Below are 25,483 nucleotides of genomic sequence, written 5' to 3'. Positions count from 1 at the left end.
ATTAAGTATAATAAATGTCGAATGAAATGTGCTTGAAATTTCAGCAAAAACTTCTATAGATTCGAATTTTATAATTAATAGTTCAGAAAGATAATAGGGGATAGATCCAGTAAAGCATATACAAATACCCATAATTATCCAGTAATGGGGTGTATTCTTTAAATCCAATTTTTCATTATTTTTAAACAACCATATAAAATATTTTCCTGTATAAAGGGTTATATACAGATTGCTAAATAAATAAAGTAGGGTTGTAGGATTTTGAACAAAGTAATTGGATATCATAAATGAAGTCAAACAAATTCCAATTTGTGTAAAAATTTGTTTTTTCTTGCCCATTATTGTTGATATATAATTTGGAATTAGTAGAATTTCACTGCATCCAGCTAAATACATTAATGCGTATATGTAAGAATGAGACGCATAAATTATGTTTGCATGTATTAATAAGCACATCAGAATCGCACTAATAATGCAATATGGCAAAATATAACGTTTTTCTTTTTCACTTCCGTTTTTAGAAAATAGAAAACATATTATTGTTCCGGTTATTATTATAAAGGTTTGAAAAATGTAAAACTCTAAAAGTGGCGTCATGTCGGTACTTTAAGTACCAAATTAAATTGTAAATCGGAAATTTCAGAGGGTGTTTTCACCCTTTTCCTAAAGGTGTTTCAGCAGGATCTATTTATTGTCAAATAGTAGTAAAATTTGGAAATGTACTTTCCAAGCAGATATCAATAATGCCTACAAGAAATTAAGACCAGGTAATTATTGGAACTACAACCCCTCCGAAAAATTTTGTAAATCAATATCCAGGCCCATAATATCTACCAGTCTCTCAATCACTTTTTCCACAATGGCATCCGGGCAGGAGGCTCCACTGGTCAGCAGGACTTTCACTGGAGTTTTTGAGCCCAGGAAACCGGCTATTTCTGATTCCGTTTTTGTATGAATATTGAAACTCCGGATTAATGATTCATCCAGGATTAATGATTCATCCTTGATAAAATAGGTGGGCAGTTTGGTTTCCAATATTTCAACCAGGTGAGTTGTATTGGAAGAATTATATCCACCCACTACAATCGCCAGATCAGCTTCGGTATCTAGCATGCCTTTTACGGCAGTTTGGTTATCATTGGTGGCGTAACATAAGGTATCCCTGGTGTCTGCAAAACGATCCTGAACCGTTTCAGCGTTTAACCCAAACTGTTGGATCATTACTTCCTTCAGGTATTCAGCAATCGCCTGGGTGTCTGTTGCCAATTGGGTGGTTTGGTTGATTACACCAAATCGCTCCAGGTCTTTTTCGATATTGAAACCTTCCGAATACCGGCCTTTGAATTCCTCATAAAACTGATCCGCCGGTTTCTCTTTTTTAATGTAAGCTGCCAACTGTATTGCTTCTTCCATGTCATTTACGATCACAGCAGGTGCATTCGCTGCTGCATGGGAGAAAGTAGCCCTGGTTTCTTCATGTTTGGGTTTACCGTGTATTACTATACTATATCCTTTTTTGGCTATCTGCTCCCCCCGGTTCCAAACCTTTTCAACAAACGGACAGGTAGTATTGTATTTATCAGTAGGAATCCCCTTTTCCTGTAACATACGCTCTATGTCCCGGGTAGTTCCAAATGCCGGAATTAATACCACATCCTCACGAGTAATTGAATCAAAGGGAATCAGTTGCCGTCCATATGTGTCCTGCAGAAATTGTACACCCGCTTCCTGCAGGTCTTTATTTACCTGTGGGTTGTGTATCATTTCACTTAGCAGAAATATCCGTTTGCCAGGATTTTCATGCACCGTCCGGAAAGCAATTTCAATGGCATTCTCCACACCATAGCAGAACCCAAAGTGCCGGGCCAGGTAAACATGCAGCTTGCCGAAATTCAAGAGGGTGGGACTAAAATCTTTTTTCAGCCGATCCTCCTGTTTTCTTTTTTGTTTGATAGCGGTAATCAGTGGACTACGGTATTCTGCTGGAACCTCAAATTGCTTCATAGTGCAAATGTACTTAGTTTGATGAGCACGCCGCTAAAGGCATTTTTATCTTATTTTCACTAATAACCTCTGAAATCAACAACGGTTCAGTTGGGTATTTATTTATTAGAAAAAAGTTTCAAATGTCGAGATTGCCTTTTACGCCTCTTAGCTGGTCGAGAAACAGTAATGTTTATGAAGTGAATCTGCGTCAATATTCACCAGAAGGTAATTTTGCAGGTTTTGCCAAAGCTCTACCCAGACTGAAGGATATGGGGGTGGAAGTTTTATGGTTCATGCCTATCACCCCCATCGCTCTAAAAGAAAGAAAAGGAACCCTCGGTAGCTATTACGCCAGCAGTGATTTTTATTCTACCAACCCGGAATATGGAACCCTTGAAGAGTTTAAGGCCCTGGTAGAAGAAGCCCATCAACACGGGTTTAAAGTCATAATCGATTGGGTGGCTAATCATACCGGTTGGGACCATACCTGGACGGTTTCCAATCCGGAATACTATAAGAAAAATGCAGCGGGACATTTTTTTGATTCCAATGGCTGGGATGATGTAATCGACCTCGACTATACCAACCCGGGCATGCGCGCGGCCATGATAAAGGCCATGCGCTTCTGGGTGCAGGAATGTAATATTGATGGTTTCCGTTGTGATATGGCGATGCTTGTTCCACTGGATTTTTGGGTGGAGGCCAGAACCATCCTGGATCGGGAAAAACAACTGTTCTGGCTGGCTGAATGCGAAGAACCTCATTATCACGAGGCATTTGATGTGACCTATACCTGGGAATGGATGCACAAAACCAGTGATTTCATCAAGGGGCACACCGATGTCAATGGCCTGGAAAACCAATTGTGGAAATACAATCATCAATTTCCTGCCGGGGCAATGCGACTTTATTTTACCAGCAACCACGATGAAAATAGCTGGAATGGAACCGAATTTGAGAAATATGGTCCTGCTCACCAGGCACTGGCAGTATTCAGTGCCACCTGGAATGGCATGCCTCTTATATACAGCGGACAGGAATTGCCCAATAAAAAAAGACTCAAATTTTTTGACCGGGACCCCATTGAATGGACAGAACAACCCGAATACCACGATTTCTATCGCAAACTGCTCAGGCTACGAAAGGAATACGATTGCCTTCAGGCCGGATCCCAGGACAATTATACATTCAGAGTGAAAACCAGTGCCAATCAGCATATTTTCGCCTTTCTGCGTACCTCGGAAAATGACCAGGTGCTGGTCATGCTTAATCTTTCGCCACATGACAATGTAGGATTTGGCTTTCTGGATGCAGCTATTGATGGCTCTTATGAAGATGTTTTAGACGGGGGGAATTTTGTTTTCCATCCGGGATATCGCTATTTCCAGCTGAATGCCTGGGGTTACAAAGTTTTCGCTTTAAAACGTTAAGCAAAAAAAGGGCGATCCAACCAGGATCGCCCGAATTTTTTCTTGTCTCACGTCTCACGTCTGACGTCTCACTTTCCTTACTCCACTATCTTCATCGGATACCGGAACACGCCCTCGTATCCAGGATACATTCCATCCAGTGTTACCGAATTCCCTGCTTTTTCCAATTCTGCCCGGAACTGATCAATACTGCTCACTTCCTTTCCATTTACTTTCAGGATAACAAAACCAGCTTCCATCCGGGTCTTACTAAAGGCGCCACTTTCGGAAATGCTTTTCACGATCACGCCTCCACGAACGCCCATTTCCTTGGCCAGTTTAGCGTCGATATTACCAAACTCGGCACCCAGTTTATCCAGCACACTTACTTTTACTATCTCAGTGGTGCCACTGCTGTTACGCAGAGTAACTTCCTTGATCATTTCTTTGCCATCGCGAACAAATCCAATTTTCACCCTGTCGCCAGGACGATACGTTGCAATCTGTCCCACCATTTCAGCACCAGATGTTACAGGAGCATTATTGATGCGGGTGATGATATCCCCTTTTTTAATGCCGGATGCAGCAGCTGCTCCGTCCTTCGTTACATCCAGTACATATACACCATTTCCACTGGTGATGCCTTCCTGCTTTTTCACTTCTTCGCTCAGGTTATCCGGTGCATAGTTAATACCCAGATAAGCTCTCTGAACAGTTCCGAATTTCATCAGGTCAGCAACAATTTTCTTCACCATGTTCACCGGAATCGTGAAAGAATAACCTGCATAGGATCCGGTAGGGGAGGCAATGGCTGAGTTAATACCAATCAGGTGACCAGCTGTATTTACCAGCGGACCACCACTGTTTCCAGGGTTCACCGCAGCATCTGTCTGAATGAATGATTCTATTGGTGTATTGCTCTGCCGGCGGTTGATCTCCAGTGTACGGCTTTTCGCACTTACAATACCTGCTGTTACAGTGGTCTGAAGGTTCAATGGATAACCGATAGCCAGTACCCATTGTCCCACTTTCACATCATCTGAATTTCCATACAGCAGGAATGGCAGATTTTTTGCTTCTATTTTCAGAACAGCCAAATCACTGCTTGGATCAGCACCAATGAGGCGGGCCTTGTGTGTCTTCTTATCACTCATGGTTACCGTAATTTCATCGGCCCCATCAATAACGTGGTTATTGGTAACAATATATCCGTCATCACTGATGATGGCCCCGGAACCAGATGCCATTTGTGGCATACTGCGAGGTGTCATTCCCTCATCCCAGTCAAACCCGAAAAGGTCAAACAGGGGACTTCTCCTGGGCAGGTTATTGCTGGCAGTTCGGGTAGCTTTGGTCTTTATGTGTACCGTAGCTGGAATCGCTGCCTCTGCAGCCTGGCTGAAATCGGTTGGGGAGTTGTTTATGCCATCAAAAAATCCGGCATAATTAGAGGGGATACGATTACTGTCGGAGCTGTTATAAACCACTTTCTCCACACCTACATATTTGTTGTAGGCCCACATGCTTCCTACCGATGTAACCGCGCTGATCAGGATTACGGGTACAATTTGCTGTAGTTTCATATGATTCTTCCTTTTTTCTTTTTGTTCGTCAAAGCATATGCCTGACTCTTACAAAATAACGAAGCCGACACCTTTTCAGTTGCACGGCCTTCCAGTTTAACAGAAGTTTTACTAAGGTCTTCGTAGATCACTGGAACCTTGTCAGGACATACTTATAAAGTTACCAAAAATGTCATTGTGTCAATTCCGTCGGCATAATCTTTCCATTCGGGGCATTGAGCCTGACCAAAAGCCGTGTGTCCATGTCCTACAACGCATTGTACACCCTGATTATTCTTAAGCAGCTCCTCAACCGCTGTTTTTTCCTCGTAGAATTCATAATTCAGCTGGCTGATGGGAGAATACAAGGCCTGGTTTTCTGAGAGCAGGACCGACCCATTGGTCATATAGTATTGGTTGTTTAGCAGGTGAAGCGCCAACTGGTAATCGTAGTTGTTTTTATACTTGGAATGATCAAAAAAGTAACCATACTTCCTCATAGAATCCAGCATGGACTCAAAATTATAGTCCTTTGGAACGTATAATTTGGTCACATTTCTGCAGCCCAATCCGAAATAGAGATGCGTGTCATCAGCCAGCAAATCCAGCTCCGCCTTGGTTTCTGAGCCATCCATTATGGCTACCGAGGTTCGGTTCCGCCGGATGATATGAGGATATTTATTGAAATAGTATTCAAAATAGCGGGCACTGTTATCAGACCCGGTGGCGATATAGGCATCACAGCCTTTTAATAGGTCAGCAAATTCAGTTGTTCCTTGGTCTGAGGAATCCCATTCATTCAGCTTTGCAATCAGAAAAGACAGGAGTATGGAATCCCGGGAAGATAATTTTACCCGGGCGTTGTGCCCCGCCAGATAAACACATAACCAGTCGTGAAAGCCTACCATTGGAATATTTCCGGCCATTACAAGCCCAACTGTTTTGGGGCTGACCGGCAGATCAGGTACTGCATATTCGGTTGCGATGGCTTCCAGCACCGGGCGACTTAAAAACTGCGTGGCAATGGCATTTGAGGCCAAGTCCGTGAATTGCGGGATGAACCAGGCATTCGCAGCATGCGCACGTGCTTTTGCCTCCTGCCATTCCGGTGTATTTGCCAATATAAATGCCCCCAGCTGAACCAATAAATCAATCCGGTGTTGTAAATTCAACATGTACCTCTAAATTTGCGTGCAAAGTTAACTCATCTCGAACCCATTAATCTATAAAACATGGCAATCAAAATAACTGAAGAATGTATCAATTGCGGTGCCTGCGAACCGGAATGTCCCAATAATGCGATTTACGAAGGTGGCGTTGAATGGGCCCTTAGCGATGGCACTTCTGTAAAGGGAAGTTTTACCCTGATGGATGGAACTGTCATGGATGCTGACCAGCGGAATTCTCCAATCAGCGTAGATACCTATTATATTGTTCCCAATAAGTGCACCGAATGCCAGGGTTTCCACGAAGAACCTCAGTGTGCTGCAGTTTGTCCGGTTGACTGCTGCGTACCGGATGAAATGTACCAGGAAACTGTTGATGAACTGATGGCTAAAAAAGAACGCCTGCATCTCTAAAATTTATTTTCCTGTTTCAGGGTAATTTTCGAACTTAGAACTGAAAGCGTTTACTAGTAGCTATGCTACTTTTTATAGGTGGGTGATATTTCCCGCCGGGTAACGGGTGAAGGAAACAGTCCTTCACCTTTTTCTTAACATCCAACTGAAAAATTCATGAACACGCGACCTGTGATCGCATTTCTTACCGGTGGATATTCCGGAGAAGCTGAAATTTCTTACAAATCTGCCCTCACAATTGAAAAGAATGTTGATACCGATAAATTTGATGTCTACCAGATAGATATCCGACCCGATGGCTGGTGGTATAAAACAGCAGCTGGCGTTGAAATTGCAATTGATAAAAATGATTTCACGATTCCTCTGGAAACCAAACGTATTCATTTTGATGCAGTCCTGATTGGTATCCATGGTACGCCAGGAGAAGATGGTAAACTGCAGGGGTACTTTGATATGCTGGGAATTCCCTATACCAGCTGCGATGCTGCCACATCAGCACTTACTTTCAACAAACGCTATACAGTTGCTGTAGCTGCATTTGCCGGTATTAAAGTAGCAAGATCACTGCACCTATTTAAAGATCGTTCAATGGCTCCGGCCAGCATTGCGGCTCATCTACAGATGCCGGTTTTTGTTAAGCCAAACAATGGTGGCAGCAGTATCGGGATGAGTAAGGTGACAGATCCGGGTGACCTGGCTAATGCGCTCGAAAAAGCTTTCCGGGAAGATGAGCAGGTGCTGGTGGAAGAGTTTATCTCCGGCAGGGAATTCACTATCGGCGTCTTCCGCCAAAAGGGTGAGATTGTAACCCTGCCCTTCACAGAAGTCATTACCAAAAAAGAGTTTTTCGATTTTGAAGCCAAATACGAGGGACTCAGTGAAGAAATCACACCTGCCCAGGTAGATGAGGATGTTGCAGTTAAAATCCGTTCGGCTGCCCGCCGGGTTTATGAAGTTTTTAACTGCCGGGGAATTATCCGGATCGACTTCATTTATAATGAACTGGAAGCAGAACCTTATATGCTGGAAATTAATACGGTACCCGGACAAAGTGAGGCCAGTATTGTGCCCCAGCAGGTTAGGGCAATGGGTTGGACATTGCGCGACTTTTACTCGGCTCTTATTGAAGAAGCCTTGACGGTTAAATAATTTTACTTTTCTTTGAATCCGATCCTTTAAAAAATATACTAATTCGTGTTCCAATCCATTACAAAAAAACCACTCTGGGTTAGCCTTTTAATAGCTTTTGCAATTGTTGCAGTAATCGTACTGGCATTTTTCAGTTCCCTTGATTTTTTTACCCGCCATGGTGAAGAGGTTGAGGTTCCCAATGTAACCGGGAAACTATTGGAGGAAGCAACTTCTTCTTTGGAGGCCGAAGGTTTTGAAGTGGTAATCCAGGACTCTATTTACAGAGACACTGTTAAGCCCCTGGCTGTAATCCGCCAGTTCCCGGAGTCTGAATCCAAAGTAAAATCCAATCGTACCATTTACCTCACTGTAAACCGGGCGGTACCTCCTGAAGTAGTGATGCCCAACCTGGTTGGGATGAGTGTACGCAATGCTGCTATCGTGCTGAAACAATTTGGATTAAAGATGGGAGATACCAGTTATCGGCCAGATTTTGCCAAAAATTCCGTGCTGGTTCAGAAGTATGACGGAAAAGAAATCAAGGCAGGAACCAAACTGCCTATGGGTACACCGATTTCATTGGTACTGGGCAGTGGCCTTTCCAATGTGGATATGGCTGTTCCTAATTTATTTGGTCTAACTTACTCAAGTGCCCGTGATCTGCTGCAAACCAGTGGCATTAATTTTGGTGCCATCGTTCTGGATCCGGATGTTAAGGATACTGCTACTGCTTTTGTGTACAGGCAAAGCCCGGATCGATTAACTGCCGACCGCAGAGCAAACAGAATCCGGCCCGGACAAATGATTGATATCTGGCTGAGTACTAAAAAACCGGTACGGGATACCACTGTAACAACTCCCAGGGTTGTTACTCCTGTAGAAAATAATTATTAAACTGTTGCCATATGGATATAATCAGCGTTGAAGAATTAAAAGCAAGAATGGATGCAGGTGAGAAACTGCATATCATAGATGTTCGTGAGCCGGAAGAGTTTGAAGCCTTTAATATTGGGGCGAAACTTATTCCGCTGGGACGTTTCCAGATGATGGATGTGGATGAGTTGATGCCTCTTAAAGACGAAGAAGTTATCGTTCATTGCAGAAGTGGTAAAAGAAGCATGACCGCCTGCCTGATTCTTGATTCGATGGGCTTCACCAATACCAAGAACGTGGAAGGCGGTATGCTGGCCTGGCAGGAAAAATTCGGCAGCTAAGCCTCACCGTTACTTTCCGGCTGCAAGACTGAACAGGATGTAAAAGATCAGGATGATCAATACATTGATTACAATGGTTTTTTTCATCAGATACGGAATTTGGCATTTAGCACTATCCTAAATAGTGCCAAATGCCAAATTTTTATATAGGAAATATACCGGGATATTTACCTCGTACAACTCACAACCTGATATTTACGCCACCCATAAAGTTAATTCCCGCCATAGGGTATACGTAATTTTCCGTGATCAGTTCCTGGTTGAAAATATAACTGAATGTGTAACCATTTGGTTCATATAGTTTGTTGAACAAGTTGTTGATCTGGAAGATCATCGTCAGGTCCTTCACCGCTTTGCCTATCACAGTATAGGACAACCGAAGATCCTGTGTGTAAAATGCATCCAGGCTTCTGTTCCTGTTGGATGTATTATCGAGGTATTGCCTTCCAACATATTTACCGATCAGGGCTATTTCTCCATTCTTGATTGGAGTAAGGATGGCTGTTGCACTACCCATCAAAGCAGGAGAAAATGAGATATCTGTTTTCTCATACTTTACTGATTTCTGAGTGCCTTCGTCATAGTCGTCATAGAATTCTTCAAAGTCGATCACCTTATTTTCACTGAGCGTCAAATTACCGGTAAGCTTCAGCCAGGAACTTGCTTTGAAACTACCCTGCAATTCCAATCCCAGGCGATAGCTCTTGTCGATATTGGTTCTTGCATAAGCTCCCACATCATTGATTCGTCCGGTTAGTACCAGTTGGTCGCGGTAATTCATGTAATACAGCGTGGCGCCCCAACTATATCGACCGGATGTTCTTTCTATTCCAACTTCCAGGTCTTGTAAACGTTCTGGTTTGGGTTGTTGTGTTAGTCCTGCTTCAAAATCATCCCGATTGGGTTCCTTATTGGCGATTGCATAAGAAGCAAATGCCTGCCAACCCTGGTGAGAATAACTGATTCCGATTTTGGGATTAAAAAACTGATAGCTGTTATCCGTACTAATGCCGGGATTGTTTCTGAATCCACTGATCTTATACTTAACAGTGCGGCCCTGGATATCCAGAAAACTCTGCCATCTGGATCCCAGTTGCTGGGTCCACTTGGCATACATATTAAAATCATTTTTCAAGGCATCATTGTTATACCATTCGTGCCCGGGCCGAATGCCTTTATCGGCCCAAATAACCCTGCCATAATGATCGCCATCATACCGGGTAATGGCACCACCTACTGTAATTCCGGTTCCTTTCTTTTTATACTGAACTGAATAAATGCCGCCATAGAAATAATTATCCAGCCAGAGCTGCCGGATGAGATCTGTGCTGGTAACCGGACTCCCATTGATGATCGGGTTGCTTAGTCCATAATCTCCATAATCTTCTTCTGCTTTGTATTGCTCATAGTAACCACGACCGCGGGTCAGGAAGGCAGCTGTATTAAAGGAAAGCTGCTCTGATACGGAATGATTAAAGAAGAGTTGATAATGATCCTGCTGGTAATTATCAGTTTCATTGTTGTAAGGGCTGCCTGGTTTCTCAGTACCCGCACTGTTAAACCGGCGGTTGGGACCTCTGGCTTCTGATTGAAGGATACCATTCCAGGCCTGGTACGTTTTCTCTTTCCCGGAAAAAATATTCAGTCGCAGGCTTGATTTCTCAGTGAGATAGGCACCCGAAAGATAAAAGGATTGCAAATCGGTACTGGCCCTGTCTACATAGCCATCGCTGTTGATCCGGGAGAGGCGGGCATCAATGGTAAAATGATCCCCTATTAATCCGGAGCCCAGTTTCACCGTGTTTTTCCAGGTATTAAAAGAACCGTAACTGTTGTTGATTTCAGCATACCGTTCCTCGCGGAATTCATTCGTACTCAGGTTCAGCGTGGCGCCAAATGCACCGGCTCCATTGCTGGAAGTACCAACCCCGCGTTGCACCTGGATGCTCCCCACGGAAGAGGCAAAATCGGGCAGGTTAACCAGGAACATACCCTGGCTTTCCGCGTCATTATACGGAATGCCATTCAGGGTCATGTTGATGCGGGTGGCATCTGAACCGCGAATCCGGATGCCTGTATAACCCACGCCATTCCCGGCGTCTGAACTGACCACCACGGAAGGCGTCTGGTTCAGAAGAAAGGGGAGGTCCTGTCCCAGGTTTTGTTTTGCCAGGTCTTTGGCAGAAATATTCGTTCGTGCAAAGGGGGCTTTGTCGCCGGCCCTCAGAGCAGTCACTTCAACCGGTTCAAGAAAAAGATTCAGGGGGTCCAGAAAAATTGTGTCGCCATTGATTGGAAACTGAATAAGAGCAGGACGGTACCCCACACTGGAAATTACAGCAGAGCCGGATGGTGCATTCAGGCTGATTTTGCCTTGTTCGTCACTGATCCTGCCAGAACCGTCTGGCCATTCCAGGCTGGCCCTGCCAAGTGGCTTACGGGTTTGCTGGTCGGCAATAACAATTGGTCTGATTTGAGCAAAAAGAGGGATACATAACATGGATGCGCATATCCCCAAAAACATTTTTTTCATTGTGTTTCATTAAGTTGAAAAAATGATTTGAGAGAAATGCTGCGAAAGCAAAAGGAGGAATAAACGTTATTCAACCACCTTCCCTGCGCAGGCATTACCCTGACCAGGTTCAACGGGTATTATCTCAGCCTTGGATCGGAGATCCTCAGCACCCCGGGAAACTGATATTTGACTACGGCCGTAATCTGGCTGCAAGTTAAGGCCAAAAAAAATAAAATAGCTGTAACATTTTGGAGATTTGATCCGTCCTACTGAAAATACAACCGTCATGCGTAAACTGATAAACCTTTTCCTGCTGCTTTTTGTCAGCTCCAGCCTCCTGGCCCAAACCACAACCATTACTGATAACAATGCCCGCGAGCGTTCTGTGGGAAGGTTTACCGGGGTTAAAGTATCTACCGGCATTGAACTCTTGTTACAACAGGGAGATAAAGAAGCGGTGGCAGTAAGCTGTTCTAATCCGGAATATACTGACCGCATTAAAACAGTGGTAGATAATGGGGTGCTGAAAGTATATATTGACCATACCGATGGTAACTGGAAATGGAGGAAGAACCTGAAGTTTAAAGCCTATGTTTCTGTTCGTGAACTGACTGAATTGAGTGCCTCCTCCGGCGCTATCGCAAAAACTGCCAGTACCATTAAAGGAGCTAAAATTAAATTGGACGCCAGCTCCGGTGCCATTATTGAAGCCAGTTTCAATGCTTCCGAAATCAGTTCTGATAACAGCAGTGGAGCCATTACAGAAATAAGCGGTTCTGCAGAAAAATTGTCTGTAGAAGCCAGCAGTGGCGCGATCTTCAAAGGATATGGTTTAACCAGCAATTATTGTTCTGCTGATGTCAGCAGCGGTGGTGTAGTTGATATTACTGTTACCAAAGAATTAAATGCCGAAGCCAGCAGCGGGGGCGCTATTCATTACAAGGGTGGTGGATTGATCCGTAACTTACGTACCGGTAGCGGCGGAAGTGTAAAATCTCAAAGTAAATAAGCATATGAAAAAATACCTGCTATTAATGGGACTGGTAATGAGTGTAGTTGCCGGTCAGGCTCAGAAATTTTTGATCAATGATGCGAATGCGGAACAACGATCTGTAGGCAACTTTACTGCTATTGATGCAAGCAGCGCCATTGATATATATATATCCCAGGGAGATGAAACTGGTGTAGCGGTTAGTTCTGTTGATAAAAAAGTGAATGACAGGATCCGGACCGAGGTGAAGGATGGCGTGCTGAAAATCTGGTTTGATGGAAAAGGATGGAACGACTGGAGAGGTGATAAGAAAATGAAAGCCTATGTGTCTGTTAAAACCCTTACTATGATAAAGGCAAATGGTGCCTGTGATATTTCCATTATGGGGGTATTAAAACAGGATGTCCTGAATATTCAACTGGGAGGTGCCAGTGATATGAAAGGAGAGCTGGAATGCCGTGAACTGACCATGAACCTGGGAGGTGCCAGTGATACCCGTCTGAAAGGCAAGATCGGAAAACTGGCAGCCAGCGTAGGTGGAGCCAGCTCAGTAAAAGGCTGGGACCTGGTAACAGATTATTGTGAGCTCGATGCCAGTGGTGCATCTTCTATCAATGTTGTTGTGAACAAAGAAATTTCAGCCAAAGCAAGCGGCGCATCAGATATCAGAATTAAAGGCGAAGGACTGATCCGGGATATGAAAAGCAGTGGAGCAAGCTCCATTTCGCGTAAGGATGGATGATTTAAAAGAATTTTTTGGAAGGGAAGAGTTATCGCTGTACATTTGCAATCCAAATCGCGAAGTAGAGCAGCGGTAGCTCGTCGGGCTCATAACCCGAAGGTCGGAGGTTCGATCCCTCCCTTCGCAACCAAAGCCAGCAAGGAGACTTGCTGGTTTTTTATTGTAGCTTTATACTCGTTTATTCTATGCGACCGGATGTTCGCGCTGGAATTTGATTACCTCCCTGATCTTCTTTAGCGTAAACTCCTGTCTTAAATGCTAAAGATGAAAGTTGGATTTGTAAATATTTTTGGTCGGCCTAATGCCGGTAAGAGCACCCTCCTTAATGCACTGCTGGGTGAAAAACTGGCTATTGTTTCACACAAAGTGCAAACCACCCGCCATCGTATCAAGGGCATTCTGACAGAACCCGGTTACCAGATTATCATTTCGGATACGCCCGGTATTATTGAACCAAAGTACAAGTTGCATGAGCGCATGATGCAGGCCGTTAAAAGCGCCCTGGAAGATGCTGATTTGGCCATTCTGCTGGTGGATGTTTCTGACAACCTGGAGGAAAGTGATGCTATTTTCACTGCCTTGCGATTGAAGGTTCCGGCGCTGCTGGTACTCAATAAAATTGATGGTATCCCGGAAGAGAAACTGACAGTTGCCAAGCAGTTTTTTGAGAACAAACCTTATGTGCGGGAGATACTGATGATTTCAGCCCTGAAGAAAACCGGCTTGCCGGCGCTGCTGGAAAAAATCCTGAGTTACCTGCCGGAAGGTGAGCCCTTCTTCGACGAGGATAACCTAACGGATCTGCCTACCCGCTTTTTTGTGGGGGAACTGATTCGCGAGCAGATCTACCAGTTATACCAGGATGAAATACCCTACCATGCGGCTGTATTGGTGCAGGAATTCAAGGAGAAATCAACCCTGGTGAAAATTATGGCTGATATTATTGTTCATCGCGATACCCAAAAGGGAATCATCCTGGGGGAACGTGGTAAAATGATTCGGGAGCTCGGCACAAGAGCTCGGGTTGAAATTGAAAAGTTCCTCGGACAAAAAGTGTTTCTGGAGCTGTTTGTAAAAGTGCGTCCGAAATGGAGGGATAATGATTTGTATTTGAGGGAATATGGATATAAGTGAAGTGAGATGTGAGAAGTGAGAAGTGAGACGTGAGAAAGACAAAACAAAAATTAAAAACAAAATAATCATAGAGTAGGAGTTGGATTTGGTGTTTATAATGTGAGCGTCCCCAATTCATACTTCCTAATTCATAATTCATAATTCCCATGTCAGGATATACTGTAGCAATAGTTGGTAGGCCGAATGTTGGCAAGAGTACTTTCTTCAATAGGCTGCTGGAGCAGCGAAAAGCAATCGTAGATGATGTGAGTGGCGTAACCCGCGATCGTCAGTATGGTATTGCAGAGTGGAATGGCAAAACCTTTAACGTCATTGATACCGGCGGTTTTGTGCCCAAGAGTGATGATGTGTTTGAACAGGAGATCAAAAAGCAGGTGCTGATCGCACTGGATGAAGCCGATGCCCTCATCTTTATGACCGATACCGCCACCGGTATCACAGACCTGGATGAAGCAATGGCAGATGTGTTACGTCGCACTACCAAACCGGTTTACCTGGTTGTCAACAAAGTGGATAATAATCAGCGAATGCTTGAGGCTACTGAATTTTACAGCCTGGGCTTCGAAAAGATATTTTTTGTATCCGCCATCAGCGGTAGTGGAACAGGTGAAATCCTGGATGCTGTGGTGGAAGCAATTCCCGAAGATCGCCTGGCGGATGATGAAACAGCGGACATTCCAAAGTTTGCTATCATCGGACAGCCCAATGTTGGTAAATCCTCCTTGTTGAATGCGCTGGTGGGGCAGGAGAGAACCATCGTGAGTGATATCGCCGGAACAACCAGAGATACCATCCATACCCACTACAATATGTTCCAGAAGGAATTTGTATTGATCGATACAGCGGGTATTCGCAGAAAACAAAAAGTACATGAAGACCTGGAATTCTATTCCGTGATTCGTGCTATTAAAGCGATGGATGAAGCCGATGTCTGTTTGCTGGTGCTGGATGCGGAGAAAGGAATTTCTGCCCAGGATCTCAGCATCTTCAGCCTGGCTGCAAGAAAAGGAAAGGGGATTGTTATCCTCGTAAACAAATGGGACCTGGTTGAAAAGCAAACCAATACGGCAAGAGATTATGAAAAGCAGTTGAAAGAAAGACTGGCGCCTTTCACAGATGTACCTGTTTTATTTATTTCCGCCAAAGACAAATTGCGCATCTTCAAGGCAATTGAAATTGCACTGGAAGTGGTAGAGAATAAAAAGAAAAAAATCCCTACTTCCCAGCTAAACGATGTAATGCTGAAAGCGATCGCAGCGTATCATCCGCCGGTTGTAAGAGGTAATCCGGTTAGTATCAAATACGTAACCCAGTTACCTACGCATGTGCCCTCTTTTGCGTTTTTCTGTAACTATCCGGATGATATAAAAACGCCGTATCGCAATTATCTCGAAAACAAGTTGCGTGAAACCTTTGATTTCAAAGGAGTGCCGGTTCGTATTTTCTTCCGTAAAAAATAAATCCTTTAGTATGAAAACGGTATTGCTTGTAATTGGATTGACTGCATGTATGGTTGCCTGTTCCAATGGTTCAGATTCTTCCGGAACAACTGTTGATAGCACTGCAATACAAGCGGCAACTGACTCTGCAGCCAGGGTAGCAAGAGATGCTGCAAAAGCGATAGATTCTACCGTGCAGGCAGCGCTTGATTCTACCGCGGTTGATAGTTCCGCGCAATAAAATTCTGCCACCGTTTTTTCACCCATTCCACTTTAACGCGCTTTTTGTACCACCAGGTAACTGTAACTTGGTCGGGACAAACAGTGTGTTATGAAAAGGTGGTGTTGGGGTATTGTCTGGCTGCTTGTGGTCCCATGCAGTTATGCCCAAAAAAAGTGGACCGGCAATGGTAATACAACCTATTGGAATAATCCTCTTAACTGGGAAGGGGAGACAGTTCCTGATTCTCTGGATCAGATCTTGCTGGATAACAGCTTTCTTGCAGGCAGTTATGAAGTGATTCTCCCCGATACAGGCGTTGTTATACAGTCGCTTGAGATTCATCCGGCTGGTACTTCCTTCATTCGGTTACTCCTGCCTGTTACCAATACGGTTACAAGTACAAGCGGGTCAATTTTGCCAAGAGGATTTACAACTTTGAGAGAAGGCTATTCCCTTATACTACATAACAATGCCGAATTTATAAACGCCTCGGGTAGCAACAGTGGTTACTCTATTCGGATCAGTGATTCCATCCGGGTAGAAAATGGCGCAAAATATATCCATCGTAGCAGAACCGGGCATGCTGACCTGATTAATCAACTGAGCAGATCTGTTGGCACAGAAAAAGGGGTGTTCCGAATGGAAAACACAGATGCTGCTTCTACTTTGTCTATCAGTGGCAGAGTCTTCGGTAGCCTGGAATTGTCTTCAGATGCGAGTCCGGCTGGTATTTGTACCTATTCCTCTTCCGGTACCAATTCCTCACTGATCAGAGGTGATCTGGTATTGGACAGCGGAACTGTTTTCAGTCTGCATTTCAGTGATACCATTCAGGTGAATGGTACACTTCATCTCAAAGATGCCACCTTAAATATGTCAACAGGTAACAGGAGTTCCTGCCTGAAGCTAATGGGGAACCTGGAACAGCTTAACTCCCGTATCCTCGAAACAAATCTATCCGGGTCTACCGGTTGCCTCTTATTTGGAGGTAATTCTGTACAAACAATTTATTCATCCGGGCAACTGCTGGATAGTATATTGTTGATGATTGACAATACTGCTGGTTTGCAATTGTTGTCAGATCTTATCCTGCCTTATGGTTTAACTCTTAAAAAGGGACCCATTCGTACGATGGCGCATCAGTTGGTATTAAGTGAAAAAGCCGGATTTACCCATGCCGTTGGAACTGTTGGTACGGGAATCGCAGGCACTATTCAAAAGCGATTTAATGCAAATGATACTATCAGCTTCCCTCTCATTGATAAAGATGTTGTTAGCTTGGTTCAGGTTGCCAACTTTTCCGGCACTATGCATCTTTCTTATCATCGTGAAGATGCCAACATGGAAGGACAACAACTATCGGCCGGTATCAGCACAATTTCTTCTCTTGAGTTTTGGAATATTATCAGTGTGCCCGATCTCAATTCTCCCGATCCTGTTTTTGAGTTTAGTTATTCCGGAACACATAGTGGAACCCTCCAGGATACGGCAGCACTTAGTATCGCTGCTTTTACTAATAATCAATGGAGCTCTGTCAGGGATGGACTAACACCTGGTTCAAATTATGAACAGGGCAGGATCCGAACTATTGCACTGGACCGAAACCTGTTGAGTGCTTCCAGGTTTGCATTGGCCAATAAAACAGGTGGTATAAATATTTTACCTGTGCTGGTGGAGTCCTTCTGGATCAGCAGAAATGCAGGTTATTGGAGCGTTAACTGGGAACTGGCTGGTGGAATTGAACCAGCAGCCATGGAAGTAGAATTGGCTGAAAAAGGTGAACCGTTTAAAGCTATTGCGACGCTTCAGCCTATACCCGGACAAAAAGTCTATTACCATACTTTACCAATCCGCCAAACCAGCGCCATGTGCAGAGTGAAATTGATTGAGGGCAATGGCACTCAACAGTATTCGAAGGTTCTAAGATTTCCAGGCAACATAGTTCCGTTGCAGAACCAGCTTCGTTTGATTGCAACAGCTTCGTCTATTCAAATTGAGAGCAGGGAAGCGGGGCGTTATTTACTGGAGGTCTACACTGCAGCCGGACAACTATTGCTGCGCCATCCAATTGATCAACCAGCGGGAATAGCCAATCATTGGATTCCTTTGCCACGCAAATCAAACCAATGGCTCCTGATTCGCCTTACGGATCAAAAAGGAAATAGTACTATTCTGAAACAAATTTGGTAAGCGGAATTATAACAAACCTTCCACTTTCTTTTTAAACTGACGGAATCCTTTCTGCTCATCCGAGATAAAACTGTTTTCTTTCAGTTTGCCCACTACGGTTTCCATTTCCTCGTCATTTGCATATACCATCTTTCGGAATTCGTTCTGGTAATCCTTGGCCCTGCTTTCGAAAATCTTTTCGGTCATGAGTTGACGGGTACTGATGGCATTTTCAAGTAGCTGACGAACCTGGGCTGAACTTGTTGATAAATCTACCCCATGTCGTTGCTTGTATATGGCCAGCGCATGTTTTAGTTTTTGCTCAGCATATTGATCCGTTTCCTGCTGGTAGCGGGCATGCAGTTCTTCCCAGCTTTTTAATTTGCCCGACCGGATAGCAGATAACCATTGTTCTTCTGTTGCAGCTTCTACTAACTGACCTCCGATATTGGTCCACCTGGAAACCTTTCCTGCTTTGGGCAATTTTGCTACCATGCGGTTCAGTGTACTCAATGGATTTCTCTCAAAGGCAAGCAGGATCTCTTTGGCTGCATAATAATCAAGCAAGCGGCTGAACCATTGATAGGCCATCGCCGCTTTTTTTATCACTACAGGACGTTGACTGTTTTCAGCCAGTTCTAATTCTATGGTAAGATCCTGTATTGCCATTTCCCCTTCCTCCAATAACCTCTTTCCTTTTGTATGGCACTGCCTTGCTGTTGCTTCTTTTCCCTGCTGCTTAAACCAAGCTTTTCCGGTTGCAAGTGTTAAAATATCCAACGACTCCAGCATTTCATTTGCTGTATCCGGTGCCAGAAAATCGTATTCGATGTGCTGGAGTTTTTCAATGCGCTGATCCCTCGCCACGTATTTCCAGGAGTTCCTTGCCAGCGCATACATATTGTATTCAAACCAGTAAGCCGGCATCACAATCAGCTGGTCCTGTGTTACATCGTTGCTGATGAGTGAAAAGGGTAGCCGGATATCCAATTCAGCAGGATAATCCCCTTTGGCTAATATGGAAAAAGAAGCAAATCGTGAATTGTGTTTGAGGCTAACACACAAACCTGGCCAGAATCCTCTGCCAGCAATGAGTTCGCCATCAGCTGCTCTTGAGTTATGATTGGATCCTATTGTTGCGCCCGCCGCCATATTGGATTGCCCCATTACCAGTGCAGCACATAAAAAGGAATTGTTGTGGTGCTGTTCATGAGCCGGAAAGATCAGGGAATTCAATACTTCACAACAGGAGATCGTTGCATTGTTTCCGAGATAGGAGTTAATAAGTCGCGCACCATATTTCAATTGCGAATGACTTGCCATAATAAAGCGCACCGCCTTCACTCCATAAAAGATCCTGCAGCCTTCTCCAATAATGCCATTCACGAGTTCACACCCTTCACCAACCTGGCTGCGGGCATCGGGTTTGGAATGTATAGTTACATTTTTGATTTTATTCGCGCCTTTGATATAGGCATCACTTCCAATGTATACGTCTTTCAGTATCCTGGAATTCTTAATCACAGTTCTGTCACCAATCTGACCATACTGACCTCTTTCTTTGCTGAAACGATTGTTGGTCATCTCTACAAAGCGCTGTTGCAACTGGTCATCCTGCCTGTTCCGACTCCATAAATAAGCATCTCCTGGTAACATGCCATCAAAGGGGAGGATTCTGCGACCACCGTTTTCATTGCAGACTTCCAGCCAGATCCTCACTTTCTCTTCTTCGCCCTCTTTCAAAATCCCATTTCCGAATTTAGAGTGACTCGAAGTAGCCAGCTCGTTGATATTTACCAGCATCACTTCATTTCCAATGATGAAATGAGAGAGATAGTTTACATTATCCACTACCACATTATCTCCAAAGTCAGAACTGATGATGGTGCTGTTATACAAGCCCACTGCCATCTTGAGGTTATTAAACTCCAGGCAATAAGGCTCAAGTTTACCAATCCTAACCAGTCCGTAAAACTTACAGTTCTTCACCAGCTCCGGATTGAAGGCATCAGATACCAGTAACTTATTCCAGTCGTCACTTTGATTGCGGTTGCGCACCAATACCTCGATCTCATAAGCTGTCAGCTGCCGGTATTTGATGCCACTGTTGTTCTGGCGATTTCTATGGAAATACTCATCCTTCCCTTCCTTGAGATATTGATTTTCTACAAATCCATATCCCAGGGATTGAAGGGGATTTTTTTTGATCAAATTCATAAGAGACAGTTATTCTACTGTTACGCTTTTGGCGAGATTCCGGGGCTTGTCAACATCCAGTCCTTTTGCTACACCGATATAATAGGCGAGGAGCTGCATGGGAATTACATTGATAATAGGCGCGATCAGCTCATCTGCATATGGCACCACGATCAGGTCATCTGCCAGTTGATTGGCTGCATCATCACCCTCACTTACTACAGCAATCACCTTTCCTTTACGTGCTTTGATCTCCTGCATATTGCTCAGCACTTTCTCATGGAAACTGTCTTTTGTTGCCACAAAGAATACCGGCAGTTTGTCATCTACCAATGCAATGGGACCATGTTTCATTTCTGCAGCCGGATAACCCTCCGCATGGATATAAGAGATCTCTTTCAGTTTCAACGCACCTTCCAACGCTACCGGGAAATTATAACCGCGACCCAGATAGAGTGCATCTGAAGCATCTTTGTATTTAAGCGCGATTTCATGAATGGCATCTTTCTGCAATAAAGCGGTAGCCACTTTTTCAGGTACATCATTCAATTCATTCAGCAAATGCATGTAGCGTTTTTCACTGATGCAACCCTTCATGTAACCTAACTTCAATGCCATCATGGTTAATACCGCCAACTGCGCTGTAAAGGCTTTGGTGCTGGCTACTCCAATCTCCGGACCAGCATGCGTATAGGCCCCGCCGTGAGAGGTACGGGCGATGGATGATCCTACCACATTCACTACTCCCAATATGATGGCTCCTTTTTCTTTCGCACTCTCAATGGCTACCAGGGTATCTGCGGTTTCACCACTCTGTGAAATCGCAATGATCACATCTCCTTTATTAATTACAGGATTACGATACCTGAATTCAGAAGCATATTCCACTTCAACCGGTATCCGGGTCAGCTCTTCAAATATGTATTCTGCTACCAGTCCCGCATGCCAGCTGGTTCCACAGGCTATCATGATGATGCGGTTGGCGGTCATCAGTTGCTCTGCATATTGCTGTATACCACTCATCGTGATGGTTCCGGCACTGGCATCCAGTCGGCCACGCAAACAGTCAAATATGGTATGCGGTTGTTCAAAAATTTCCTTCAGCATGAAGTGATCATAGCCACCTTTTTCGATGGCTGCCAGTTCCATATCCAGTTTGGTAATGAAGGGGGTTATCTTTTCATTACCCAGGTTTTTCAGGATCAGTTCATCCGGACGAATAATCGCCACTTCATAGTCATTTACATACACCACTTCTTTGGTGTATTCAATAATAGGAGAGGCATCCGATGCCAGGAAATGTTCTCCTTTGCCGATTCCGATTACCAGTGGTGATCCTTTTCTTGCTGCAATCAGGGTATCCGGATTGTCTTCATCCAGTAATACAATCACATAAGCGCCCACCACCCGTTTCAATGCAATTCGTACTGCTTCTTCGAGTGTTCCTTCATTGTTCACATAGATGTCTTCAATGAATTTCAGCAGCACTTCCGTATCCGTATCACTCTGAAAGCTGTATCCTTTTTTGATAAGTTCTCCTTTGATCTGGGCATAATTTTCAATGATCCCGTTGTGGATCATGGATAACTTGCCATTTTTGGAGGTATGAGGGTGAGCATTCCGATCGCAGGGTTCACCATGTGTTGCCCATCGGGTATGACCAATTCCGATATTCGAATGCAGGTCTTTTCCAATCAGCGTCTCTTCCAGGTCAGCAACCTTTCCCTGCTTTTTATACACTTTCATTCCATTGTTCAAAAGAGCCACCCCCGCACTGTCGTACCCCCTGTATTCCAATCTTTTCAGCCCTTTTAAAATAATAGGATAAGCTTCTCTGTGTCCGATGTAAGCGACAATTCCACACATAATTTATTATCTTTTTTTGTTATAAGGTGCCGGCAATAAAACGCAAACATAGTTAAATTATTTTTTAAGCAATCGTTTGCGTAAGCCGGTAGACTCAGAGCATGAGGCCCCGCAAAAAGAGATAAGCAACGCTGAAATAGATGATTAACCCGGTTACATCAACCAATGTTGCAACAAAGGGTGCGGAGGAAACAGCCGGATCTGCACCAGCTCTTTTTAAGAAGATGGGTAACATGGATCCGCTGATCGTACCCCATAATACCACGCCCATCAGGGATATTCCAACAGCAGCTCCCAACTGAATATAATAGATGCCATATACTTCCGGGAAAAACTGCGACCACACAATTACTCTTGCAAAACCAATGATGCCCAGCACCGTTCCCAACAATAATCCTGATATGATTTCACGCTTGAGTACCCTCCACCAATCCGAAATGGTAATTTCTCCCACCGCCATCGCCTGGATAATCAGGGTGGAGGCCTGTGATCCACTGTTCCCTCCACTTGAAATGATCAATGGAACAAATAAGGCCAGCACTACCGCTTTCGCGATTTCATCTTCAAAATACCCCATCGCCGAGGCTGTCAGCATTTCTCCGATAAAGAGTACCACCATCCACACGATGCGTTTCTGGAATAATTTGAAGATGGGCATTTCAAGATAAGGCTCATCCAATGCCTCCGTACCACCAATCCGTTGCATGTCTTCACTGAATTCCTCATTGGCTACCCACAACACATCATCAATGGTTACAATACCCAGCAATATGTTCTGATCATCCAGCACAGGCAAGGCCACCCGGTTATTCATCTTGAATGTCTGGTTGGCTACTTCCTGGTCGTCATTTACATTTAGTGCGATGTATCTATAATCAATTATGTCACTTACCACTTTATCCGGACTCGTCATGATCACATCCCGGATTCTCATGTCATCCACAAATTCTCCCTTATCATTCACCACATAGATCACATCAATTGTTTCCGATTCACGTCCCACTTCCCGGATATGATCCAACACTTCGGTCATGGTCCAGTCTGCATTCACCGCGATATAATCAGGAGTCATCAATCGCCCTACGCTACCTTCAGGATACCCAAGCAATGAGAGTGTGATTTTTCTTTCTTCCGGATCCAGTGTTTTAATCAGTTCTTTTACCACTTCACTGGGTAACTCTTCGAGGAAGGAGGTCCGGTCATCCGCAGGTAGTTCATTCAGTAGTTCGGCCGACTTTAATGGCGGCAGCTCCTGTATGATTTGTTTCTGTACGGAAGTGTCCAGGATCTTGAATACACTGGCGGCCCGGTGCGTGCTCATATTGCCGATGATCTGGCTGGCAAATTCATCAAACTCATCCACCAGTTCAGCCACATCGCTGATGTTCTGATTGTTCAGAAACTCGCGTATGCGCAGTTTGTCTTCCAGGTGAATGATGGAAGCAAATTGTTCACTGATAGACGCAGGGGTTTCCAGATCTTCGGTCATGCGGTAAAAATACATTTTTATATTGCAGGATGATTTTACCCTGCCTGATAATTGCCCCAACCCCCTCCATGGGCAGAGGTGTGTTCACCCTCGAGCCACTGGAGGCCGATACCCTGGTAGAGATCAGTCCGGTTATTGTGCTTTCTGAAACGGACCGCCAGTTACTGGACAAGACCCTGCTGCACTACTATATTTTTGAATGGGGAGAAGATAACAAAGCCTGTTGCGTGGCACTCGGATATGTCTCTTTGTACAACCACAGTTTTCAGAGTAATTGCGAATATGAAATGGATATGGAATCCCAAATGATCCGTATCAAAACAGTACGCGCGATCAATGCCGGAGAGGAATTGTTTATCAATTACAATGGCGACTGGAATGATCCCAAACCTTTGTGGTTTGACGCCCTCTGATTATTGCATCGGCAATTTGGTGATGACAAGATTCACCTGCCCTTTCACCTGCGCTTGCACCTTAACATTGTCTTTGTTGATAACAAGGCCGGTTAACCGAAGTTCCTGCGTATTGCCTGTCATCTGGATTCCATCCATAATAGCCCGATTGAGCTGGGTATCAATCTTCATTTTATTTTTCAGGTAGAGCTCACGCACGTTGATCTTTGCCTGCTGACGTAAACTCTCCAGGATCTGCCGGTTGAAGAATGTTTTCCCGACTGCCAGTACCAGGCTGGAGGAGTTCAAATCATATTCCAGGTCCGGCACCTGTAATTGCTGTGTTAGTATGTCAAGCTCCGGTGTTCCGGTGAGAAACAGCGTGCCTCTTTTGGTGCCGGTAAAATCAACCTTAAACCGAACTTTGTAATTGTCGAGCCCGGATACCTCCACTCCAGAGATACGTATCTTTTCTCCTTTTACATCAAACTCTCTGCCCTTTAAGGTTCTGGTCAATAAGGTGTCAATCGTACGGTAATCATAGATCGCATTGGTAGTTAGATTAAACCCATCTCCATTTACGGTGCCGCTTAAAGGAGGCAGGTGCTGCGTCACTGCCGTATTGATGCTGTCGGAACTGATCTCCGGAAAACAGGATAATCCGGCAATGAATTTCAACGTATCTCCAGTTAAATTGATAGCACCCAGTTTGATAGAGTTGGCATTTAATTTCATGTACCCATACGTGCTGAGCGGGATTTTCTTTCCTGCTTTTTCCGCAACCGGATTTAATACTTCATCAAACCGAAGGTTGCGCATATTCTGATCTACTGTGGTGCCATAAAAATTAACCGCTGCTGCGATGCTGTCCATTACCTGCTGGGTAACATCATTATTGAAAATGGTTACAACACATTTGTCAATGGCCTGCACTTTCTCTACCCGGGTGCTGGTTTGCAACCGATAATCAGGAGTAAACTTTAAATCGGATACCAACTGAATATTCACTCTTCGCATCGGTTCATCACCAAAGCCACAACTTCCATTGATCCAGGGAGAAACCGATTGCCCCAACACACATACGGTTTTGCTTCCGGCGATCTGGTACCGCCCATTCATGGTCATGGTTACCCGGTTGTTCACACAACTAAACTGAAAGCCGGATCGAAGAAAGCGATACTTGTACCGGAAATCGCAACCACTCTGCAGATAAGCCGGCCATCCATCCGAGGTGATGGTAGTAGGCGCTAATTGTTCTGCCTGCTGTAAAAAAGGTTTGACTACAATTTTGACTGGTATATGTATGACAGATTCTGTGAGCGGAGGTAATGTTTTCACAACAGGGGGCACTTCAGGTGCTACTGTTTTCTTACTGCTTCCACAAGAGATAAACAATGCAAACAAGGGAAGGATTCCAAGAAGAAGGATTCGGTTATTCATAGTCG

Annotated in this window: 20 protein-coding genes, 1 tRNA gene and 1 riboswitch; of the genes, 13 read left to right on the top strand and 8 right to left on the bottom strand. The window is 44.3% G+C overall.

Going from position 1 to position 25,483, the window contains the following annotated elements:
- Positions 1 to 780: 780 nt before the first annotated feature.
- Positions 781 to 2,004 carry a 4-hydroxy-3-methylbut-2-enyl diphosphate reductase gene (locus L0U88_RS05145; RefSeq protein ID WP_234864543.1) on the bottom strand — a complete coding sequence of 408 codons (1,224 nt, stop codon included), beginning with the start codon at positions 2,002 to 2,004 and terminating at the stop codon, positions 781 to 783.
- A gap of 122 nt (positions 2,005 to 2,126) precedes the next feature.
- Here L0U88_RS05145 and L0U88_RS05140 point away from each other — a divergent pair, with 122 nt between their 5' ends.
- The gene (locus tag L0U88_RS05140) at positions 2,127 to 3,416 is read left to right on the top strand and encodes an alpha-amylase family glycosyl hydrolase (RefSeq protein ID WP_234864542.1); all 1,290 of its coding nucleotides are present in this window, start codon (positions 2,127 to 2,129) and stop codon (positions 3,414 to 3,416) included.
- A 77-nt stretch (positions 3,417 to 3,493) separates the two neighbouring features.
- Here the strand turns inward: L0U88_RS05140 and L0U88_RS05135 are convergent, their stop codons facing one another.
- Together L0U88_RS05135 and L0U88_RS05130 are read right to left on the bottom strand one after the other, a co-directional pair.
- Positions 3,494 to 4,978 (bottom strand): trypsin-like peptidase domain-containing protein, encoded by a 1,485-nt coding sequence (locus L0U88_RS05135; protein ID WP_234864541.1) that lies wholly within the window; start codon positions 4,976 to 4,978, stop codon positions 3,494 to 3,496.
- 152 nt (positions 4,979 to 5,130) lie between these two features.
- Entirely contained in the window at positions 5,131 to 6,132 is a 1,002-nt protein-coding gene (locus L0U88_RS05130; protein ID WP_234864540.1) for an acyl-CoA reductase, read from the bottom strand.
- Positions 6,133 to 6,189: 57 nt separating this feature from the next.
- On the opposite strand from L0U88_RS05130, the gene L0U88_RS05125 reads away from it, so the two are divergent.
- The 4 genes from L0U88_RS05125 to L0U88_RS05110 all read left to right on the top strand — a co-directional run bounded on the left by L0U88_RS05125 (position 6,190) and on the right by L0U88_RS05110 (position 8,882).
- Positions 6,190 to 6,537, top strand: coding sequence for a 4Fe-4S dicluster domain-containing protein (locus L0U88_RS05125; RefSeq protein ID WP_234864539.1), 348 nt, complete (start codon positions 6,190 to 6,192; stop codon positions 6,535 to 6,537).
- A 156-nt stretch (positions 6,538 to 6,693) separates the two neighbouring features.
- A complete protein-coding gene (locus tag L0U88_RS05120; RefSeq protein ID WP_234864538.1) occupies positions 6,694 to 7,686 on the top strand; it encodes a D-alanine--D-alanine ligase in 993 nt (330 codons plus the stop codon).
- Positions 7,687 to 7,731: 45 nt separating this feature from the next.
- Positions 7,732 to 8,562 (top strand): PASTA domain-containing protein, encoded by an 831-nt coding sequence (locus L0U88_RS05115; RefSeq protein ID WP_234864537.1) that lies wholly within the window; start codon positions 7,732 to 7,734, stop codon positions 8,560 to 8,562.
- 11 nt (positions 8,563 to 8,573) lie between these two features.
- Complete coding sequence (locus L0U88_RS05110; protein WP_234864536.1) at positions 8,574 to 8,882, top strand: rhodanese-like domain-containing protein; 309 nt, start codon at positions 8,574 to 8,576, stop codon at positions 8,880 to 8,882.
- A gap of 181 nt (positions 8,883 to 9,063) precedes the next feature.
- Here L0U88_RS05110 and L0U88_RS05105 read toward each other — a convergent pair whose 3' ends face one another.
- On the bottom strand, positions 9,064 to 11,415 hold the full coding sequence (locus tag L0U88_RS05105; RefSeq protein WP_234864535.1) for a TonB-dependent receptor: 2,352 nt from the start codon (positions 11,413 to 11,415) through the stop codon (positions 9,064 to 9,066).
- 62 nt (positions 11,416 to 11,477) lie between these two features.
- Positions 11,478 to 11,581: riboswitch (TPP riboswitch) on the bottom strand.
- Between the two features lie 102 nt (positions 11,582 to 11,683).
- Here L0U88_RS05105 and L0U88_RS05100 point away from each other — a divergent pair.
- From L0U88_RS05100 to L0U88_RS05070, 7 genes are all read left to right on the top strand, one after another.
- A complete protein-coding gene (locus L0U88_RS05100; protein WP_234864534.1) occupies positions 11,684 to 12,406 on the top strand; it encodes a head GIN domain-containing protein in 723 nt (240 codons plus the stop codon).
- A gap of 4 nt (positions 12,407 to 12,410) precedes the next feature.
- The gene (locus tag L0U88_RS05095; protein ID WP_234864533.1) at positions 12,411 to 13,130 is read left to right on the top strand and encodes a head GIN domain-containing protein; all 720 of its coding nucleotides are present in this window, start codon (positions 12,411 to 12,413) and stop codon (positions 13,128 to 13,130) included.
- A 55-nt stretch (positions 13,131 to 13,185) separates the two neighbouring features.
- Positions 13,186 to 13,260, top strand: a tRNA-Met gene (locus L0U88_RS05090).
- Positions 13,261 to 13,394: 134 nt separating this feature from the next.
- Positions 13,395 to 14,264 carry a GTPase Era gene (era, locus tag L0U88_RS05085; RefSeq protein WP_234864532.1) on the top strand — a complete coding sequence of 290 codons (870 nt, stop codon included), beginning with the start codon at positions 13,395 to 13,397 and terminating at the stop codon, positions 14,262 to 14,264.
- 146 nt (positions 14,265 to 14,410) lie between these two features.
- Positions 14,411 to 15,724, top strand: coding sequence for a ribosome biogenesis GTPase Der (der, locus tag L0U88_RS05080; protein ID WP_234864531.1), 1,314 nt, complete (start codon positions 14,411 to 14,413; stop codon positions 15,722 to 15,724).
- 10 nt (positions 15,725 to 15,734) lie between these two features.
- Positions 15,735 to 15,944, top strand: a complete 210-nt coding sequence (locus L0U88_RS05075; RefSeq protein ID WP_234864530.1) for a hypothetical protein — start codon at positions 15,735 to 15,737, stop codon at positions 15,942 to 15,944.
- 90 nt (positions 15,945 to 16,034) lie between these two features.
- Positions 16,035 to 18,116: a hypothetical protein gene (locus tag L0U88_RS05070; RefSeq protein ID WP_234864529.1), complete on the top strand. Its 2,082-nt coding sequence runs from the start codon at positions 16,035 to 16,037 to the stop codon at positions 18,114 to 18,116.
- 6 nt (positions 18,117 to 18,122) lie between these two features.
- Here the strand turns inward: L0U88_RS05070 and L0U88_RS05065 are convergent, their stop codons facing one another.
- From L0U88_RS05065 to mgtE, 3 genes are all read right to left on the bottom strand, one after another.
- Positions 18,123 to 20,312 carry a DUF4954 family protein gene (locus L0U88_RS05065; protein ID WP_234864528.1) on the bottom strand — a complete coding sequence of 730 codons (2,190 nt, stop codon included), beginning with the start codon at positions 20,310 to 20,312 and terminating at the stop codon, positions 18,123 to 18,125.
- Positions 20,313 to 20,321: 9 nt separating this feature from the next.
- Positions 20,322 to 22,157 (bottom strand): glutamine--fructose-6-phosphate transaminase (isomerizing), encoded by a 1,836-nt coding sequence (glmS, locus tag L0U88_RS05060; RefSeq protein WP_234864527.1) that lies wholly within the window; start codon positions 22,155 to 22,157, stop codon positions 20,322 to 20,324.
- A 94-nt stretch (positions 22,158 to 22,251) separates the two neighbouring features.
- On the bottom strand, positions 22,252 to 23,646 hold the full coding sequence (gene mgtE / locus L0U88_RS05055) for a magnesium transporter (protein WP_234864526.1): 1,395 nt from the start codon (positions 23,644 to 23,646) through the stop codon (positions 22,252 to 22,254).
- A gap of 29 nt (positions 23,647 to 23,675) precedes the next feature.
- Here mgtE and L0U88_RS05050 point away from each other — a divergent pair, with 29 nt between their 5' ends.
- Entirely contained in the window at positions 23,676 to 24,059 is a 384-nt protein-coding gene (locus L0U88_RS05050; protein WP_234864525.1) for an SET domain-containing protein, read from the top strand.
- Here L0U88_RS05050 and L0U88_RS05045 read toward each other — a convergent pair whose 3' ends face one another.
- Complete coding sequence (locus L0U88_RS05045; protein ID WP_234864524.1) at positions 24,060 to 25,478, bottom strand: DUF4403 family protein; 1,419 nt, start codon at positions 25,476 to 25,478, stop codon at positions 24,060 to 24,062.
- Between the last annotated feature and the right edge of the window lie 5 nt (positions 25,479 to 25,483).

It is taken from the genome of Flavihumibacter fluminis, assembly GCF_021491375.1.
Taxonomy (GTDB): Bacteria; Bacteroidota; Bacteroidia; order Chitinophagales; family Chitinophagaceae; genus Flavihumibacter; species Flavihumibacter fluminis.
Note: the sequence above shows the minus strand (reverse complement) of the source record. Positions and strands in the feature narration are given on the sequence as shown.

Coding starts and splice junctions, on each gene's coding strand:
- L0U88_RS05130 (WP_234864540.1), bottom strand. CDS start 6,132: ATGTTGAATTTACAACACCGGATTGATTTATTGGTTCAGCTGGGGGCA.
- L0U88_RS05145 (WP_234864543.1), bottom strand. CDS start 2,004: ATGAAGCAATTTGAGGTTCCAGCAGAATACCGTAGTCCACTGATTACC.
- L0U88_RS05110 (WP_234864536.1), top strand. CDS start 8,574: ATGGATATAATCAGCGTTGAAGAATTAAAAGCAAGAATGGATGCAGGT.
- L0U88_RS05140 (WP_234864542.1), top strand. CDS start 2,127: ATGTCGAGATTGCCTTTTACGCCTCTTAGCTGGTCGAGAAACAGTAAT.
- L0U88_RS05050 (WP_234864525.1), top strand. CDS start 23,676: ATGATTTTACCCTGCCTGATAATTGCCCCAACCCCCTCCATGGGCAGA.
- L0U88_RS05105 (WP_234864535.1), bottom strand. CDS start 11,415: ATGAAAAAAATGTTTTTGGGGATATGCGCATCCATGTTATGTATCCCT.
- L0U88_RS05135 (WP_234864541.1), bottom strand. CDS start 4,978: ATGAAACTACAGCAAATTGTACCCGTAATCCTGATCAGCGCGGTTACA.
- glmS (WP_234864527.1), bottom strand. CDS start 22,157: ATGTGTGGAATTGTCGCTTACATCGGACACAGAGAAGCTTATCCTATT.
- L0U88_RS05095 (WP_234864533.1), top strand. CDS start 12,411: ATGAAAAAATACCTGCTATTAATGGGACTGGTAATGAGTGTAGTTGCC.
- L0U88_RS05070 (WP_234864529.1), top strand. CDS start 16,035: ATGAAAAGGTGGTGTTGGGGTATTGTCTGGCTGCTTGTGGTCCCATGC.
- L0U88_RS05100 (WP_234864534.1), top strand. CDS start 11,684: ATGCGTAAACTGATAAACCTTTTCCTGCTGCTTTTTGTCAGCTCCAGC.
- L0U88_RS05045 (WP_234864524.1), bottom strand. CDS start 25,478: ATGAATAACCGAATCCTTCTTCTTGGAATCCTTCCCTTGTTTGCATTG.
- L0U88_RS05065 (WP_234864528.1), bottom strand. CDS start 20,312: ATGAATTTGATCAAAAAAAATCCCCTTCAATCCCTGGGATATGGATTT.
- L0U88_RS05075 (WP_234864530.1), top strand. CDS start 15,735: ATGAAAACGGTATTGCTTGTAATTGGATTGACTGCATGTATGGTTGCC.
- L0U88_RS05125 (WP_234864539.1), top strand. CDS start 6,190: ATGGCAATCAAAATAACTGAAGAATGTATCAATTGCGGTGCCTGCGAA.
- L0U88_RS05120 (WP_234864538.1), top strand. CDS start 6,694: ATGAACACGCGACCTGTGATCGCATTTCTTACCGGTGGATATTCCGGA.
- era (WP_234864532.1), top strand. CDS start 13,395: ATGAAAGTTGGATTTGTAAATATTTTTGGTCGGCCTAATGCCGGTAAG.
- der (WP_234864531.1), top strand. CDS start 14,411: ATGTCAGGATATACTGTAGCAATAGTTGGTAGGCCGAATGTTGGCAAG.
- mgtE (WP_234864526.1), bottom strand. CDS start 23,646: ATGACCGAAGATCTGGAAACCCCTGCGTCTATCAGTGAACAATTTGCT.